The following is a 13,800-nucleotide window of genomic DNA, read 5'->3' as shown; positions in this document are numbered from 1 at the left end:
GACGCTAGCGGCGGTAGCCGTGGCGCTCGATCTCCTTGGCGACTTTGACCTTGTGCTTTGCCTTCTCCTTCACCTTGGTCTTCCTCTTGCGCAGCTGCTGGACAAGCTTTTTGACAGTCAGATCGATCGCAGAATAAAGATCATCCTCGGCATCCTCTGCATGAAGGTCGGGACCGGGGAGAGCCACATGGATCTTGACCAAGAAATCTTTTTTCTTGGAGCGGTGCTCGTCGAAAAGAAGCACCACGTGCGTGGCAAGGATGCTGTCGGTGTATTCCTCAAGATGAGCAACCTTCGCGGCCACATGGGCATGGATGGCTGCAGTGAGTTGGATATGGCGTGGACTGATGTGGATTTGCATGGGTTTGTGTCTCTATGTCTCTTTTAAGGCCGGATCGGGCATCACGCCACCAAAATGCTGAAGAGGTCGAATTCGGGCGATCAGAGGCTTGGGTTATAAAAACCCCGGATTGCAGCCACCAACCCGGGAATATCGTGCTGGGTTGCTTCCAAATCGATCGGAAGTCCGAGTTTTTTCATTTCCGACGACGTGACAGGCCCGATGCTGGCGGTCTTGAGTCCCACGGGCAGAGAAAGTCCGAGTGCCATGAAGTGATCTGCCGTTGAAGCACTGGTGAAGGTGATCATATCCGCCCCCTCCTCCCGGAAGCGGCGGATCCCTCCGGAGACATCCTCCGTTTCGGGAACGGTCTGGTAAACGGGCACGTCATCCACGATGGCTCCGAGCTCCTCAAGCTGGATTGCCAGCATCTCACGGGCTCCGGCGGCACGAGGGAGCAGCATCTTGAGGTTTTCGACGTTGAGCTCCTTGAAGGATTTCAGCAACGACTCGGCCACAAATTCCTCCGGGATCAGATCCACCGCATAGTGGTACTCGCGCACTTTTTTGGCGGTGCCGTTGCCGATCACGGCGATGCGCGCCCCGCCGAGGTCGCGGGCATCCTCATGGGCGGCGAAGAAGGCCGTGAAAAATGCCTCCACCCCGTTCGGGCTTGTAAAGACGATCCAGTCGTAGGTGCGAACATCGAGCATCGCTTCGATGAAGGCGGTCTTGTCGGCGGGAGGCTCGATCCGGATGGTCGGAAGCTCATAGGCATCGGCGCCGAGTTCCCGGAGTGAGGCAAGCAAGTCACCCGCCTGCTGACGCGTGCGCGTCACTGCGATGCGTCGACCAAAGAGAGGGCGTGTCTCGAACCAGTTCAGCGTCTCCCGGAGATTCACGACATCGCCGAAAACCGCCACGGCGGGGGCTTTGAACTGTTTCTCCTCAGCCAGTCCGGCGATTGTGCCCAGTGTCCCGACTAAGGTCTGATGACGGCCTGTCGTCGCCCAGCGTACAAGAGCCACAGGGGTCTCCGTGGACATTCCCGCCTGCGTAAGCTGCCCTGTGATGGCGGCCAGGCGCTCCACACCCATCAGCATCACCTTCGTGCCGGGCGCCGAAGCGATCGCCTTGTAGTCGATACCGGAGGTCTTTTTGTCCGGCTCCTCATGGCCGGTGAAGATCGTGAGCACGGCATTGCTGGCGCGGTGGGTGACGGGAATGCCGGCATAGGCCAAACCCCCGATTGCGGAGGTGACCCCTGGAACGATCTCGAAGCGAAGTCCGGCTGCGGCGAGTTCTGCAGCCTCCTCTCCTCCACGGCCAAAGAGAAAGGGATCACCGCCCTTGAGGCGCACCACCCGCTTTCCCTCACGGGTGAACTTAACCAGCAGCGCATTGGTCTCCTCCTGCTTCAGCGCATGTTGTCCGGCTGTCTTGCCTGCATAGATCTTTTCGGCGGAGGCGGGGGCAAAACGGAGAAACTCCGCATTGCTCAGGTAGTCGTAGATCACCACGTCGGCACGCTCCAGGCACTCGCGTCCTCGTAGTGTCAGCAGTCCCGGATCGCCGGGGCCGGCACCAACCAGATGGCAGATTCCCTCGATAGGTTCTGCGGCCGCGGAGGGTTTCTTGGAGGATTTTTCAGAAGGTGTTTTCATGATGAGAGAAGTTGATCGGCGACAATTCTTGCAACGTCGGCGGGACTTGGGGCTATAGCGCTGGCTGTGAGAGGGGCAGCGTCGGAATTGGGATGCGGGATAAAGACCGCATTCAAGGCGATGCCCTCCGCAGTCTCCGTCGCGAGAGCCCCAAGCGCCAGATGACATCCTCCCCCGAGATGCCTGAGCACAAGGCGCTCAGCCTCGACGCACCGGGACGTGGGCCCATGATTCAGCACCGAAAGCAAAGCTTCCGCAGCATCACCAACCCTGCACTCCACAGCGATAGCCCCCTGGCCTGGGGCCGGGAGCATCCATTCCAGGGACTCCAGCCACAACGTCAACCCCTCGATCTCCAGAATACCAAGGGAGAGATCGTGCCCGAGACGGCCAAGTCCGGCCGCGGCCAGGATGGTGGCATCGAAGGGAGACCCGGCAGCCACCTTAGCCAGACGGGTGGGGACATTGCCACGGATCGGAATGAGATTGAGATCAGGACGACGTGCCTTCAGGAGCAAGGCCCGGCGGGGACTGCTTGAGCCGACTGTTGATCCCGGGGGAAGTCCCGCAAGACCACCAGGATGACGGGACACCAGCAGATCATCAACGGGGGCCCGGGGCAGAATGGCGGCAAGCGTCAGTCCGGCAGGCGTCTGGACCGGAAGATCCTTCAGACTGTGGACGGCAAGATCGATCTCCCCACGGAGCAACGCCTCCTCGAGTTGCTTAGTGAAGAGTCCCGCACCCTCGGCGGTCGGCTCGTGGAGAGGCATTGCAGTCCGAGCATCGCCGGTGGTGGTGATAGTCTTGAGCTGAACGGAAAGACCCGGATGGGCTTTTTCTAGAGCTGCACGAACCAACCTGCTCTGGGCTAAAGCCAGATCGCTTCCCCGTGTTCCGAGGATCAGGGGCTTCAAGTCTGATTCTGATGGGGGATTCATACCGTCACACCGCCCTGCTGAAAGCATGGGACTCAGGTGCATGGATGCTCCTCATCCAGCTGATAAAGCCTCCGACATGCTGCTCGATGAGTGATTCGCATCGGACGACTTCCTGGCGGCGAATGTCGAGAGACTGGGCGGCGATCTGCTCCAAGCTGTCGATGTCGTAGAGAAAAACCCCTTCCATCTCGTTGATTGCGGGATCGGCGTCGCGCGGCACGGCCAGATCGATCACGAAGAGCGGTGCACCGCGGCGCAGCTTCATTAGGGGCGCGAGCTTTTCCGGGGTCAGGATTGCATGGGGGGCATTGGTGGAACTGATCAGGATGTCGATATCGGCGAAGGATTTTTCCCAATGGTCGAAATGCAGCGCCATGCCACCGATCTCAGCCGCAAGCTGAGCTGCACGCTCGTAGGTGCGGTTGGAGACGATGACGCTGCGCACTCCGCGGGACTGAAGGCTTCGGGCCGTACGCTCGCTGATCTCACCGGCTCCCAGGATCATAACGCGGCGGTCCTCCAGAGATCCGAAAATCTTGCCTGCAAGCTCCACCGCCACGGACCCAATCGAGGTCGGACCGCTGGTGATCTGGGTCTCAGTCCGGACCGACTTGGCGACACGGAAGGCGTGCTGGAAGAGTTTGTGAAGGGGACGTGTCGCCGCTCCGGCATCCGCAGCCACAGAGTAGGCCTTCTTGACCTGACCGAGGATCTCCGTCTCGCCGATTACCATCGAGTCGAGACCGCTAGCCACCCGGAAGAGATGCCTCACCGCTTGGGGCGTGGCGTGATAATAGAGGGGGGCTTCCAAACCCGCGCGCTCGGCAAGGATGGATCGGAATCCCTCCAGGGCCCTCATGGGACAGAGGCTTGAAGCATAGAGCTCGACCCGGTTGCAGGTGGAGAGCATGACGGCGCCGGAGACGCCATCGATGTCGCGCAATCTGCCGAGCATTTCTTCCATCTCCGACTCGCGCACGGCAAACCGCTCCCGCACGTCGAGATGCGCGGTGCGGTGGTTGAGGCCTGCGCAGAGGATATTCATGCGGAGCTTTCTTGGAACCTAAGAACGACTAGAGAGATGCTCGATCACGGGAAGCAGAATGAGGGCCAAAAGGAATGCCACAGAGGAGGCCCATGCAAAGCGCCTTCCGGAGAGAACGCCGGAGTTAGCACCGAACAGGATGGCGGCGTAGAAAAGCCAGATGAAGATCGAAAAAAAGAACTTCCCGCCCGCGACTGCAAGATGAGCCAAGAGACCCGAGGCAAAACTCAGGGAGAGAAGCAGGAAACCAACCCAGAGCAGGCGAAGCGTCGCCTCGGAGAGAATATTGATGGGGGGAAGATGATGGAAGATCGGCTCGGGGCGGCGGGACTTTAGCTGTCCCTCCTGCACTAGGAACATCAGTCCCGCGACAGCAGCCAGGCCAAAGGCCCCGAAGGCGACGAGCGAAAGGGCGGCATGGGTTTCCACCCACGGGTTGGGACGGAAGAAACCGACATGAACCTCGTTCGGAAGCAGGAGCGCCACAATCTGGAGAAGCAGAACAAGCGGGGCGGTGAACGCCCCCATCAGGGAAAGCCTATAGGTCGCTCCAATCACCAAATAGATCAGGGAGATCGACCAAGAGAGGAAGATCAATGTCTCTGAGAGGTTCCCGATCGGGCAGGCATGCTCCGCAGCACCGCGTAGGGAGAGATACCATCCCTGAGTCAACGCCCCCAGCGCCATGGCGATGAAATTAAACCTTCCCGGCTGGAAGCGCCCGGCCCCAAGCGCATAGAGCGTGTGGCCAAAGCTGAAGAGGTAGAAGAGTGTTGAGGTAAGCAGGGCGATGCGTTCCATAAGCTAGGGAAATTATTTTGTTTCGCTCTAGCTTAACCCATCGCGGGAGCTCTTGCGCTCGACCAGCGCATAGGCGTTGTGATTGTGAATCGACTCGAAATTCTCCGCCTCCACCCGGTACCAGAGGATATTGGGATCCTGCTCCGAGCGACCGGCAACATTGCGCACCAGATCCTCGACGAAGACGGGATTCGCGTAGGCCCGTTCCGTGACGAACTTCTCATCGGGACGCTTCAGCAGGCTGTAGAGCTCGGAACTGGCAGAGTCCTCGACCAGACGGATCATCTCCTCGATCCACATCGGCTTGGCACAGCGGACGGAGTAGGTCACATGGCCGCGCTGATTATGGGCTCCGGAATCACTGATCGCCTTCGAGCACGGACAAAGCGTGGTGACTGGCACGACCACCGTGACCACAAAATCGACCTTCCCCTTGGGCCCCCCCACAAGCGTCGCGCTGAATCGAACCGTGTAATCGATCAAGCCGACCGCACCCGTGACTGGGGCCGGCTTCTCGATGAAATAAGGGAACTCGAAGGCAACATGGGCCTGATCGCTCTCCAAACGCTCTGAGAGTTGCACCAGAATATCACGGATATTGCGGACATGGAGAACCGGTCCGTGAGAATTCAATGCCTCCACGAAACGGCTCATGTGAGTCCCCTTGAAATGATGGGGCAGATCGACTGTCAGCTGGACCGTGGCGATTGTCCCCTGCTCCGTGTGGCTCTTGTCACGGACCCGGATCGGATAGCGCAGGTCTTTGACCCCTACTCGGTCGATCGGGATCTGCCGGTCATCGGGCAGATTCTGCGTGTCGGAAAGGTGTGCATCGGACATGGGCGTAAAAGTCTAATCCGTCGAGCGACGAAGGTCGAGAGTCGAGGGCTTCAAACCACTACAGCCTAAACTCCTAGAATAGCTCATGCCCAAGCACGCTCAGGCAATAGAGGGCGGCAGTCTCCGTGCGCAGGATTATCGGGCCAAGAGTGATCGGAGCCGCCCCCGCAGCCTTTGCCAAAGCTAACTCGCCAGGCGTGAAGTCCCCTTCTGGACCCACCATGACCAGGATGCTTGATGGTGGAGATCCCTTGGCAGCCGAATAGGCGGCGAGCACCTCCTTCACGGGACGGGCATCCGGTTCCAGCGAGGCGATAAGTAGAAGATCTGCAGGAGGAAGATCCGCGAAGAACTCTTTGCTCGTCACGGGCAGACCGATCCGGGGCATCCGGTTCTGACCACACTGCTTGCAGGCCTCGACCGCGATCGACTGCCAGCGCTCCTGCTTACGTGCGGCATCAGCAGCATCCTCCAGACGTACCACCGTTCTCTCTGAAAGGAGCGGGATCACGGACGCCGCACCCAACTCCACGGCCTTCTGGATGACGAGATCCATGTTTTTACCCTTGGGGATGGCTTGGACCAGTGTGATCGTGCACCGGAGCGGAGAGCTGGTATGAGACTGCCCTATCCGCAGTAAGCAATGTTTGCGATGCACCGCGAGCAGTTCCGCCTCGGCGACCCTTCCCAGACCATCGAAGACCACCACCGTATCGCCGGTTTCAGACCTCAGGACATCGGCGCAGTGATGAGAGTCGGCAGGATCCAGCTCAGGGACCTCCTCTGCCCAACGTGCTGGCGGGAGATAAAAACGATGCGTCGACATGACCGAGAGATAAGGGATTCGGACCAAAGGTTAAACGACGAAAAAGAGTTGCCTCCGGCGCCCAAGGAATTAACCTCTTCCACCCACTCATGGCGTCCTTTCGCCAAGATTTGCGCGGTTAGCTCAGCGGTAGAGCACTACACTGACACTGTAGGGGTCGGCAGTTCAAACCTGCCACCGCGCACCACCTTTCAAGCCTGATTTTAAGGGCCTGCAGAGGTTTTTTCTGTTCTTCAGAGATGAGATTTTCAGCTCTTATAATCAGTGTTTGAGGGCCTATGTTTCTCTATAGAAATCTCAATTGCCAACTGCCATTGCCAACTAGATATCTCTCTCAAGCCCGCACCGACTCCCAAGGGTCGCCGGCACGGGGCGAATGATTTTAGAACCAATCAAAAAATCTTTTAGCCGTTGGATTCTAGCCCAGCATCCCAAGAGCTATCTTAGTGGCGACTTCTCCAATCCATACAGACTGACCACGGAGACCTTCAAGGCTTTGGCTAGTGCCACGACTTCATAATCCATCACGTATCGGCTTCGGCTCTCCAGCTTGGAAATTCCGGTTTGGGTAATCTGGATTCCTAGACTCGCCAGCCTGCCCGATAAGTCATCCTGCGAAACTCGCGGGTGAAGTGCAAGTCGGGCCTGTCTAACACGATCACCTACTAGGTTCTTATGTTTGGCCTGCCGCGTTCTCTTCACTAAACCCCTTGTAGGGCACGAAGGCCTGAAAAATATTCTTCATCGGAATATTTTACTCGCAAGAAGCATAGAATAAGGATACATCGTGAAACAATATTTTCCTAACGCATATGGACATCTACATCATTCGTGTTGGAAAAGAACAAGAGGGACCGTTTTCGTTAGAGCAAATCACCACGTTCATTAGCGAAAAATCACTAAAACCGTACGCTCTGGTGTGGTATAAGGGATTATCTGAATGGATAATGGTGAAAGATTTACCCAATCTAGGATTAAATCCAACGGAGACCCGCTCAACACTTCCAAGACCGGAAAAATCAAATCCTAACGAAGAGTTGAAATCGCAAAAAACAGAAACTAAAAAAAGTCTAAGCGGTTGGATAGGACTTGGAGTAATAGCCGCAGTAATAGCAAGCCTTATTCTATATAATAATATTAAAACAACCCATGATCGAAACCAATGGGTTAGTTTAGCTGAGACATTCTTTTCCGACGCTAATAAAGTAATTCTGGCAACAGGACGAGGAGTAAATAAAAGCGAACTTTACGATGCTGTGGGGGATATTACTTATAAGTGGACAGAGTTGATGAATAAAGAGAATGGTAATTCTCCTAAAATTGAAGAGATCAATACTAAGGTAGAGGCAGGTATTCAAGCGTGGGAATGCGCCCTCGCATGGTTTGATGTTAAAAGATTTAACTTCCAAGATGGATCCTGTACCAAAGAGAATCAAAGCGAGTGGCTTCCAGTGTTATCATCAGCTCGAATACAACTTGAAAAAATGCTTGGAGAAAATGATTTCCAAAAGTTAAAATCTTCAACAACAACAGGTGTAGTTGGAATAAATTATTCAAAGGAAAGCTCAGAGTTAATATCCTTGTGTTTTACAACTGCTCAAACCGATTTCTCCTTGGCAAAAAAAGCCTTTGATCACTATCGCAAATAGTTGGTTTTTTATGAAATCAACACACATCTATCTGTTACAAGATAATCAACAGAGGGGGCCTTTTACCTTTGATCAGGTTGAAAAGATGTGGAATGCCGGTTCACTTACAGCTGTTGTCCCATATTGGCATGAGGGTATGAGTGATTGGCGACAATTAGAGGAGCTTTTTGTCGAACATATCTCGTTACTTCCAATATCATCAATTCCTCAGCAAAGTATTGCTAACAGATTTCTGTTAGAGAAAATGGTTAAAGAGCAAAAAAAAGCCAATTATCAGTTCAAATGGTTTAGAATTGGTCTAGGACTTTTGGCTTTAGGCATCATCCTAAAACTCATTGCTAGGGGTCTCTGGTGAAAAAACAAATGAAAAAGATAATCGGCATAATATTACTCACGCTAGTTTCCTCAAGTGCTTTGATCGCAGCAAACCACCAAGAAACATTCATAGGAACCGGCAATTCGCGTGATTCCGCTGAACAGGATGCAAGATCTCAAGCGTCACCGCATGGAGGCATCAGCTCAGTAGTCAGTATTGATACCAAAAAGACGGCTCCCAATATGTGGATTTGTATACTAAAGGCGATGGTCAGTAACTAAACACTGCATATTATTATAATGATTAGATACACCATTTTCACAATATTATCGGCTTTTGTTGCAAATGCAGAAACTAATTATCCGATAATTTCAAAGATTACTACATTAAAGAATAATTCTTATACAAATGTAACCGTGATTTCAACCGACCAAGAAAAGGTACAAATCCAACATGACGGAGGAACTTATTATATTTATTGGGGTGATCTATCTGCGGAAGACAAAAAAAGACTTCATTGTCCAAAATTAAACAATTTTGTAGAAAATAATGGGCCTCTAAATACTGCCGTTGTTTCCCCTATAGAACTACCAATTAATATTACCACTTTAACAACCATCGATGGAAATGTCTATTCAAATGTAACTGTTAAAAGCATAACTACCGATTTACATGATCCTTCAATTAGATTTATTCATAGTGAAGGGGTTTCCTCCGTGGCGGTATCTACTATCAAACGTGAGAAGCAGCACGACTCGATATTCCTACTCGCAGAACAATCCAAAAAAGATGCGCAGAAAAAAGAAGATATTATAAAGGCTAAGCTCGATGAATATAATAATCATATATCTCTTCTTAAACAAACTGCAAAATCTGGAGATAAGCTTTCTCTAAGTGATTGGGAACTAATTCTTAAAGAGAGTAACAAAGATCAAATTAAAGAGATGATTGGAAATCCAGATTCGCATAGTGAAATGTCACAAGATGATGCACATCCGGGCATTGCTGCTATATGTGGTAGAGGCACACGTGCCGGACTTGAACCTATGTCCCGATGGTATTACCATTCGAGAATTAAAGTACCACCTGACGAATTTAAAAATCCTCATGCGGGAGACTTAGTTTTAGATTTTAAAGACGCTGAAGAGCACAGCAAACTTGATATTATTCATTGTTCTATTAAATGAAGACGTAAAAAGCGAGTCAAAGATCTTTAACAAATCATCTTCACCTTTTATTATTGCTTAATAAAGCATATTGCTAGTCGGGAAATATCTTCAGTCTCAGAGCGTTCCTTGAAATCGTTTTTGTTTCGTTTACAATAATAAGCGACGGCATCAATACAACCATCTAGCGTCATAAAAGATTTTTCCTCAGATGTTGCAAATGGCAAATATAAAATGTTCCAAGGAGCATTGGCCTTTATGGCATTAAGTAAACTATTAGATTCTATCCCTGCTTTTTCTTTTGTCGCGATAAGTGCATGAATGTGACACCGATCGTGCCCCTGTTTTTCACTGTTGGAGACGTGAATTAAGTCGTTTTGTGCAAGACCAAGAGTCCTTCTAGCTCCCCAAACCATATTACGAACTACATCACGCCTGTTTTTTCCTGCCGCTCTGCTATCGGAGGTAAAGTCTTTCTGAATTTTTTCGTCCTCACCCTTATCTTTAAAGTGCAGTGATAGAAAAACCTGCCAACTCACATCTTTTAGACTATAAAAGATAGAATCAACTTCAAAACCTTTATGCATTAAAAGTCCTTTTTCACTAATATTTAGTTTTTTTTTTCATAAAAAATTTAGGCAGCCTTGTTAACAAGGAAGGCCCTTTCAGTCTCCCCCTTTTTTCTAAAGCCGGCTTTTAAACTACGCATACAAGCACTAATCCACCAAGCCGGCATATTCATTTTAATATAATAATTAATTTTGTCTGATTCATCTATTATAATATTTTTACAGGTGTTTTTTTTGGAATATATAAGTCGGATACCCTATGCCACAGATTTTTACAGAGTCGGCCAATTCTTTCATAAAGATAGAGGGGATACTTTCCGATAAAAACTCAGAATTATAATAGAATTAAAATACTACAGTCCACTACTTCTCTATGGGGTAACAAGAGGCTTTAGGCGGCTCAAAAACGAGTTTCTCTAGTGATGCAGGGGCAAAGTGGGAGAAACGAGAAACAAGGCTGTATGGACTCGGCTCGTTTGGCCTCTGGCGCCGCCATTCCCTCGCCACTTCAAGAGCATTAGCATCCCTTAAGAAGACCACATAAGAACTGTTCGGAATGAAAAGTCTTTCTGGGATTCCTCCAGCACGTAACCAGAAACGCTCCAAACGTGTGATCTCTCCATATGGGCTTGGCTCCTCTATAAAGCGCCAATCACCGGAACTGTCCATGAGTACGCAACCATCGTTTGAGGTTGCGGGTTTGCCGGTTACTCGAAATGCTGTGCGTAAGAGAATCTTTACCATACGAGCAAAAACTCTCATCTTGTAGCCAGAGGTCATTTTGGGGTTAAGAGCAATAAATCTTAACACGTGAAACTGTGTCTCTGACTCTCGGATGTCGGCGTAGATATCATCAAGTGATAGCCTAATAACATGGGACTTATGTGCGGTAGCTCTACCAAAGGTGTCCACATAAACAGCGTCACAGTACCCGTGGTCGGCAAAAAAACCGGCGTCCACGCAAGCTTGGGCCAAATTGGCATGGATAGTAGGATCTTGAAGCGGAATCGGCTTAAATCCCTTGAGGTTCACACGATTTCCCAAAAGCCCCAAAACTTCTCTTATAAATCCCTCAAACTCTAAGCATCGAGATTCATATTGGAAAGGTCTATCAAGCTGATTGTTTGATAAAGGATGGTTTGAGGCATATCGGTTCATTTCAGCCTCTATATTCTCAAGGAGATAAAGAGTGTCCTTTGCCTCTCCTGTATCATTTAGCAGGTTAATAAGAATCCTGCGGGCATCAGTTGGCAGCGTTGAATCAATGATCTGTTTTGGAAAGCTGTACACGGAAGTAGATGTTATTAATATATAATATAGATTATAAGTATAAATATATAAATTATATAACCGCACATTACATTTATAATGTTTTTGAATAGACTTTGAATAAGATATCAAATATATTTATCCTCTGTGCCTACTGACCCTCTCTCTAAGAGACCCACTTCGACTATCTCATTGGAGTCGATTCGGGATGAGATCCAAAAACTGATAGCGCAACGGCACTGGGTGGTAGATAAATTTGAGAAGGATGCGTCAGATCTTGTTGGATGGAAAGATACGGAACTCGCGGACAACCTTGTTCTTCTTAGGAAACTGGGTGTTTCAGATCAGGAAATCCCATTTTTAGATCAAAAGTCTGATCGTAGAAGGAAGTACCAACATTTAACGCATGATCAAATCAAAGAATCCCTACACGACTTCCTTGGAGATGGGAATGCCCCAACTCGCACCATTTTAGAAAGGCTTGGGATCAGTTTTGCAGCGTTCAAGGCATTCGCGGCTCAAAACCCTACTTTTTTACAAAAATTGGGAAACAACAAGGGAAGAGTTTGGAGAATCAGTAGAATCTGATACATATTTAGCGGTATATCCGATATATTCCTTTACAGCGGGATAAATATCTGATATATTGCGTGTATGCAAACGATAACTGTGGCGAAACAAGGGGGCGGTTATGCGCTCCAGAACAATAGTAAGAATAATCCTGATGCGACAGTTAGTTACACTGTATCAGGAGTTAGTAGCGATCTTGGATCCTTCCACGATCAGTGGATGGTTCAGGGTTATGAACAACTTCTGAAGGAACACGTAGACAGACTACAAACAGCGATTCGTCGCCATGAGTCAGTCTCATTGAAGCCATTTCCTCGTTACATGAACCAGAAGGAGGTCATCTCTTACCTTGGGCATGAGAAGGTCTTTAGGATCTTGGTGGAGGAGTACCACCTCCAACCTGTTCGTGAAGAGCACAAGTGCAATATCTACTGCTCCAAGCAAGTGGAGGAGAAGTGCATCCAGTTCGAGTTCAACATCGCAGCATAGGGAGGACATGACGATGAAGTGCAAAAAAAGGAACAAGCCCAAGAAACTGGCGATCACGATCAAGAATGGTTCTCACTATTTTCGCCCAATGATCAATGGAAAGAGAGTCAGCTTTAACCTCCAGACAAGGGACTATGGTGAGGCTGTCATGAAGGCCTGCGAGATGCTGAAAAATCAGCAGAGCTTCTCCTACAAGGGGAGTTTGGAAGCCGCCATCAATGAATTCATCGCATACAAGAAACAGAAGAACAGATATTCAGCGAACAGTCTGATTGGGAAAAATGGAATTCTGATGGACTTTGCTAAAATCGTTGGGATGACCATCCCAATCGGCACATTATCGCCATCACACATCAGTAAGTTTTTCACTGTGAAGGGTGATTGCGCTGAGTCCACAAAGGCTGGTTACAAGGCAACAATCCAAGGTTTTTTGTCATGGTGCATCGATGTAAAAAAACTATTCCTCGTAGACAGCAGGAAGGCATTAAAGAGCTTCAAATACACGATTCAGGCGAAGCACACATACTTGTCACTTGATGAGATTCAAGCAGTCATCGACGGAAGTACAGACGATGAAATTACCTACATCCTCGTCTGTGGAGCATTCTTGGGTATGAGAAAGGATGAAATTATCAACTCTCGCAAAAGCTGGTTTGAATTTAATGCCAGTACTCCAGTCTGTTTCATCCAGAATCTTGACAAGACAAGCGCAGAAAAATTTGCGCTAGACCCGTTCAAGGTCAAATCCAAGGAGCGTCGCGTTCCCATCAGTCCTTCGGTTCATTCATGGATCAAGAACTTCGTTTCTTCAAAAAATCACTACTGCATAGCCCCCGACAGTCGTAAGGGTAAACACCGTTACCCTACGATTATCGTGCCAAGTATGAAGCCTTCGTGAAGAAGGTTTCTCCAAACAAGGATTTTGGAAGCCATACGCTGAGACATTCATTCGCCACCAATTTAGCGATGAAGAATACAGCCATCGGGTTCATTGCTCAGTACTTGGGAGACAGCGTTAAAACGACTGAACGGCATTACGCCCAGTTCCTACCAACGGTTCAATCTGTGGAGGTTTTGACAATCAATCTGATGCCAAAGCCAGCACTAGAACCCGAAGATCTAGCTGCTTGAAAGTACCAATTGCCAACTAGGAGGTGCCAACTAACAGATTCAACCCAAATTTTGCATTAGGGGCTGCAAAACTGGGTAAACGGAGGGGCGAGAGAGTCAGCTTTTGAAAAGAGACCATCGAGCCAAGGGCGTTTTTTTGGTGAGAGTGCGATTTTGAGGGTGCGTTTGCGTGCATGGGTGGAAA

The 13,800-nt window shown here is 49.9% G+C and carries 16 protein-coding genes and 1 tRNA gene; 8 read left to right on the top strand and 9 right to left on the bottom strand.

Translation table 11 applies throughout. The features are described 5' to 3' along the window. Positions 1-4: 4 nt before the first annotated feature. From raiA to K8R57_03400, 7 genes are all read right to left on the bottom strand, one after another. Positions 5-361 (bottom strand): ribosome-associated translation inhibitor RaiA, encoded by a 357-nt coding sequence (raiA, locus tag K8R57_03430; GenBank protein MCE9587347.1) that lies wholly within the window; start codon positions 359-361, stop codon positions 5-7. 80 nt (positions 362-441) lie between these two features. Continuing rightward, positions 442-2,004, bottom strand: coding sequence for a uroporphyrinogen-III C-methyltransferase (gene cobA, locus K8R57_03425; protein ID MCE9587346.1), 1,563 nt, complete (start codon positions 2,002-2,004; stop codon positions 442-444). Further along, entirely contained in the window at positions 2,001-2,945 is a 945-nt protein-coding gene (gene hemC, locus K8R57_03420; GenBank protein MCE9587345.1) for a hydroxymethylbilane synthase, read from the bottom strand. Before hemC ends, cobA begins: the two co-directional genes overlap by 4 nt. 4 nt (positions 2,946-2,949) lie before the next feature. After that, a complete protein-coding gene (gene hemA, locus K8R57_03415; protein MCE9587344.1) occupies positions 2,950-3,990 on the bottom strand; it encodes a glutamyl-tRNA reductase in 1,041 nt (346 codons plus the stop codon). An 18-nt stretch (positions 3,991-4,008) separates the two neighbouring features. Then, positions 4,009-4,791: a cytochrome c biogenesis protein CcsA gene (gene ccsA / locus K8R57_03410; protein MCE9587343.1), complete on the bottom strand. Its 783-nt coding sequence runs from the start codon at positions 4,789-4,791 to the stop codon at positions 4,009-4,011. A gap of 27 nt (positions 4,792-4,818) precedes the next feature. Beyond that, positions 4,819-5,631, bottom strand: a complete 813-nt coding sequence (gene folE2, locus K8R57_03405; GenBank protein ID MCE9587342.1) for a GTP cyclohydrolase FolE2 — start codon at positions 5,629-5,631, stop codon at positions 4,819-4,821. Positions 5,632-5,704: 73 nt separating this feature from the next. After that, the gene (locus tag K8R57_03400) at positions 5,705-6,457 is read right to left on the bottom strand and encodes a 16S rRNA (uracil(1498)-N(3))-methyltransferase (protein ID MCE9587341.1); all 753 of its coding nucleotides are present in this window, start codon (positions 6,455-6,457) and stop codon (positions 5,705-5,707) included. 112 nt (positions 6,458-6,569) lie between these two features. Here K8R57_03400 and K8R57_03395 point away from each other — a divergent pair. The 4 genes from K8R57_03395 (at position 6,570) to K8R57_03380 (ending at position 9,609) form a co-directional block, all read left to right on the top strand. Further along, a tRNA-Val gene (locus K8R57_03395) sits at positions 6,570-6,644 on the top strand. A 625-nt stretch (positions 6,645-7,269) separates the two neighbouring features. Next, positions 7,270-8,106 (top strand): DUF4339 domain-containing protein, encoded by an 837-nt coding sequence (locus tag K8R57_03390; protein ID MCE9587340.1) that lies wholly within the window; start codon positions 7,270-7,272, stop codon positions 8,104-8,106. 10 nt (positions 8,107-8,116) lie between these two features. Further along, positions 8,117-8,461, top strand: coding sequence for a DUF4339 domain-containing protein (locus tag K8R57_03385; protein MCE9587339.1), 345 nt, complete (start codon positions 8,117-8,119; stop codon positions 8,459-8,461). A 260-nt stretch (positions 8,462-8,721) separates the two neighbouring features. Continuing rightward, entirely contained in the window at positions 8,722-9,609 is an 888-nt protein-coding gene (locus tag K8R57_03380; GenBank protein ID MCE9587338.1) for a hypothetical protein, read from the top strand. Positions 9,610-9,659: 50 nt separating this feature from the next. Here K8R57_03380 and K8R57_03375 read toward each other — a convergent pair whose 3' ends face one another. After that, complete coding sequence (locus K8R57_03375; protein ID MCE9587337.1) at positions 9,660-10,175, bottom strand: hypothetical protein; 516 nt, start codon at positions 10,173-10,175, stop codon at positions 9,660-9,662. Between the two features lie 345 nt (positions 10,176-10,520). Next, positions 10,521-11,447: a hypothetical protein gene (locus K8R57_03370; protein ID MCE9587336.1), complete on the bottom strand. Its 927-nt coding sequence runs from the start codon at positions 11,445-11,447 to the stop codon at positions 10,521-10,523. Between the two features lie 126 nt (positions 11,448-11,573). Here K8R57_03370 and K8R57_03365 point away from each other — a divergent pair, with 126 nt between their 5' ends. From K8R57_03365 to K8R57_03350, 4 genes are all read left to right on the top strand, one after another. Beyond that, on the top strand, positions 11,574-12,014 hold the full coding sequence (locus K8R57_03365; protein MCE9587335.1) for a hypothetical protein: 441 nt from the start codon (positions 11,574-11,576) through the stop codon (positions 12,012-12,014). A 66-nt stretch (positions 12,015-12,080) separates the two neighbouring features. Then, the gene (locus K8R57_03360; protein MCE9587334.1) at positions 12,081-12,485 is read left to right on the top strand and encodes a hypothetical protein; all 405 of its coding nucleotides are present in this window, start codon (positions 12,081-12,083) and stop codon (positions 12,483-12,485) included. Between the two features lie 13 nt (positions 12,486-12,498). Continuing rightward, on the top strand, positions 12,499-13,383 hold the full coding sequence (locus K8R57_03355; protein MCE9587333.1) for a hypothetical protein: 885 nt from the start codon (positions 12,499-12,501) through the stop codon (positions 13,381-13,383). After that, positions 13,380-13,616 (top strand): tyrosine-type recombinase/integrase, encoded by a 237-nt coding sequence (locus K8R57_03350; GenBank protein MCE9587332.1) that lies wholly within the window; start codon positions 13,380-13,382, stop codon positions 13,614-13,616. Before K8R57_03355 ends, K8R57_03350 begins: the two co-directional genes overlap by 4 nt. The last annotated feature ends 184 nt before the right edge of the window (positions 13,617-13,800 follow it).

The organism is Verrucomicrobiota bacterium (genome assembly GCA_021413925.1).
GTDB lineage: Bacteria > Verrucomicrobiota > Verrucomicrobiia > Chthoniobacterales > UBA6821 > UBA6821.
This window is presented reverse-complemented; position numbering and strand designations above follow the sequence as displayed.

Bases quoted from the DNA above. Each gene is read 5' to 3' on its own strand.
- raiA (MCE9587347.1), bottom strand. From the start codon at position 361: ATGCAAATCCACATCAGTCCACGCCATATCCAACTCACTGCAGCCATC.
- cobA (MCE9587346.1), bottom strand. From the start codon at position 2,004: ATGAAAACACCTTCTGAAAAATCCTCCAAGAAACCCTCCGCGGCCGCA.
- hemC (MCE9587345.1), bottom strand. From the start codon at position 2,945: ATGAATCCCCCATCAGAATCAGACTTGAAGCCCCTGATCCTCGGAACA.
- hemA (MCE9587344.1), bottom strand. From the start codon at position 3,990: ATGAATATCCTCTGCGCAGGCCTCAACCACCGCACCGCGCATCTCGAC.
- ccsA (MCE9587343.1), bottom strand. From the start codon at position 4,791: ATGGAACGCATCGCCCTGCTTACCTCAACACTCTTCTACCTCTTCAGC.
- folE2 (MCE9587342.1), bottom strand. From the start codon at position 5,631: ATGTCCGATGCACACCTTTCCGACACGCAGAATCTGCCCGATGACCGG.
- K8R57_03400 (MCE9587341.1), bottom strand. From the start codon at position 6,457: ATGTCGACGCATCGTTTTTATCTCCCGCCAGCACGTTGGGCAGAGGAG.
- K8R57_03390 (MCE9587340.1), top strand. From the start codon at position 7,270: ATGGACATCTACATCATTCGTGTTGGAAAAGAACAAGAGGGACCGTTT.
- K8R57_03385 (MCE9587339.1), top strand. From the start codon at position 8,117: ATGAAATCAACACACATCTATCTGTTACAAGATAATCAACAGAGGGGG.
- K8R57_03380 (MCE9587338.1), top strand. From the start codon at position 8,722: ATGATTAGATACACCATTTTCACAATATTATCGGCTTTTGTTGCAAAT.
- K8R57_03375 (MCE9587337.1), bottom strand. From the start codon at position 10,175: ATGCATAAAGGTTTTGAAGTTGATTCTATCTTTTATAGTCTAAAAGAT.
- K8R57_03360 (MCE9587334.1), top strand. From the start codon at position 12,081: ATGCAAACGATAACTGTGGCGAAACAAGGGGGCGGTTATGCGCTCCAG.
- K8R57_03355 (MCE9587333.1), top strand. From the start codon at position 12,499: ATGAAGTGCAAAAAAAGGAACAAGCCCAAGAAACTGGCGATCACGATC.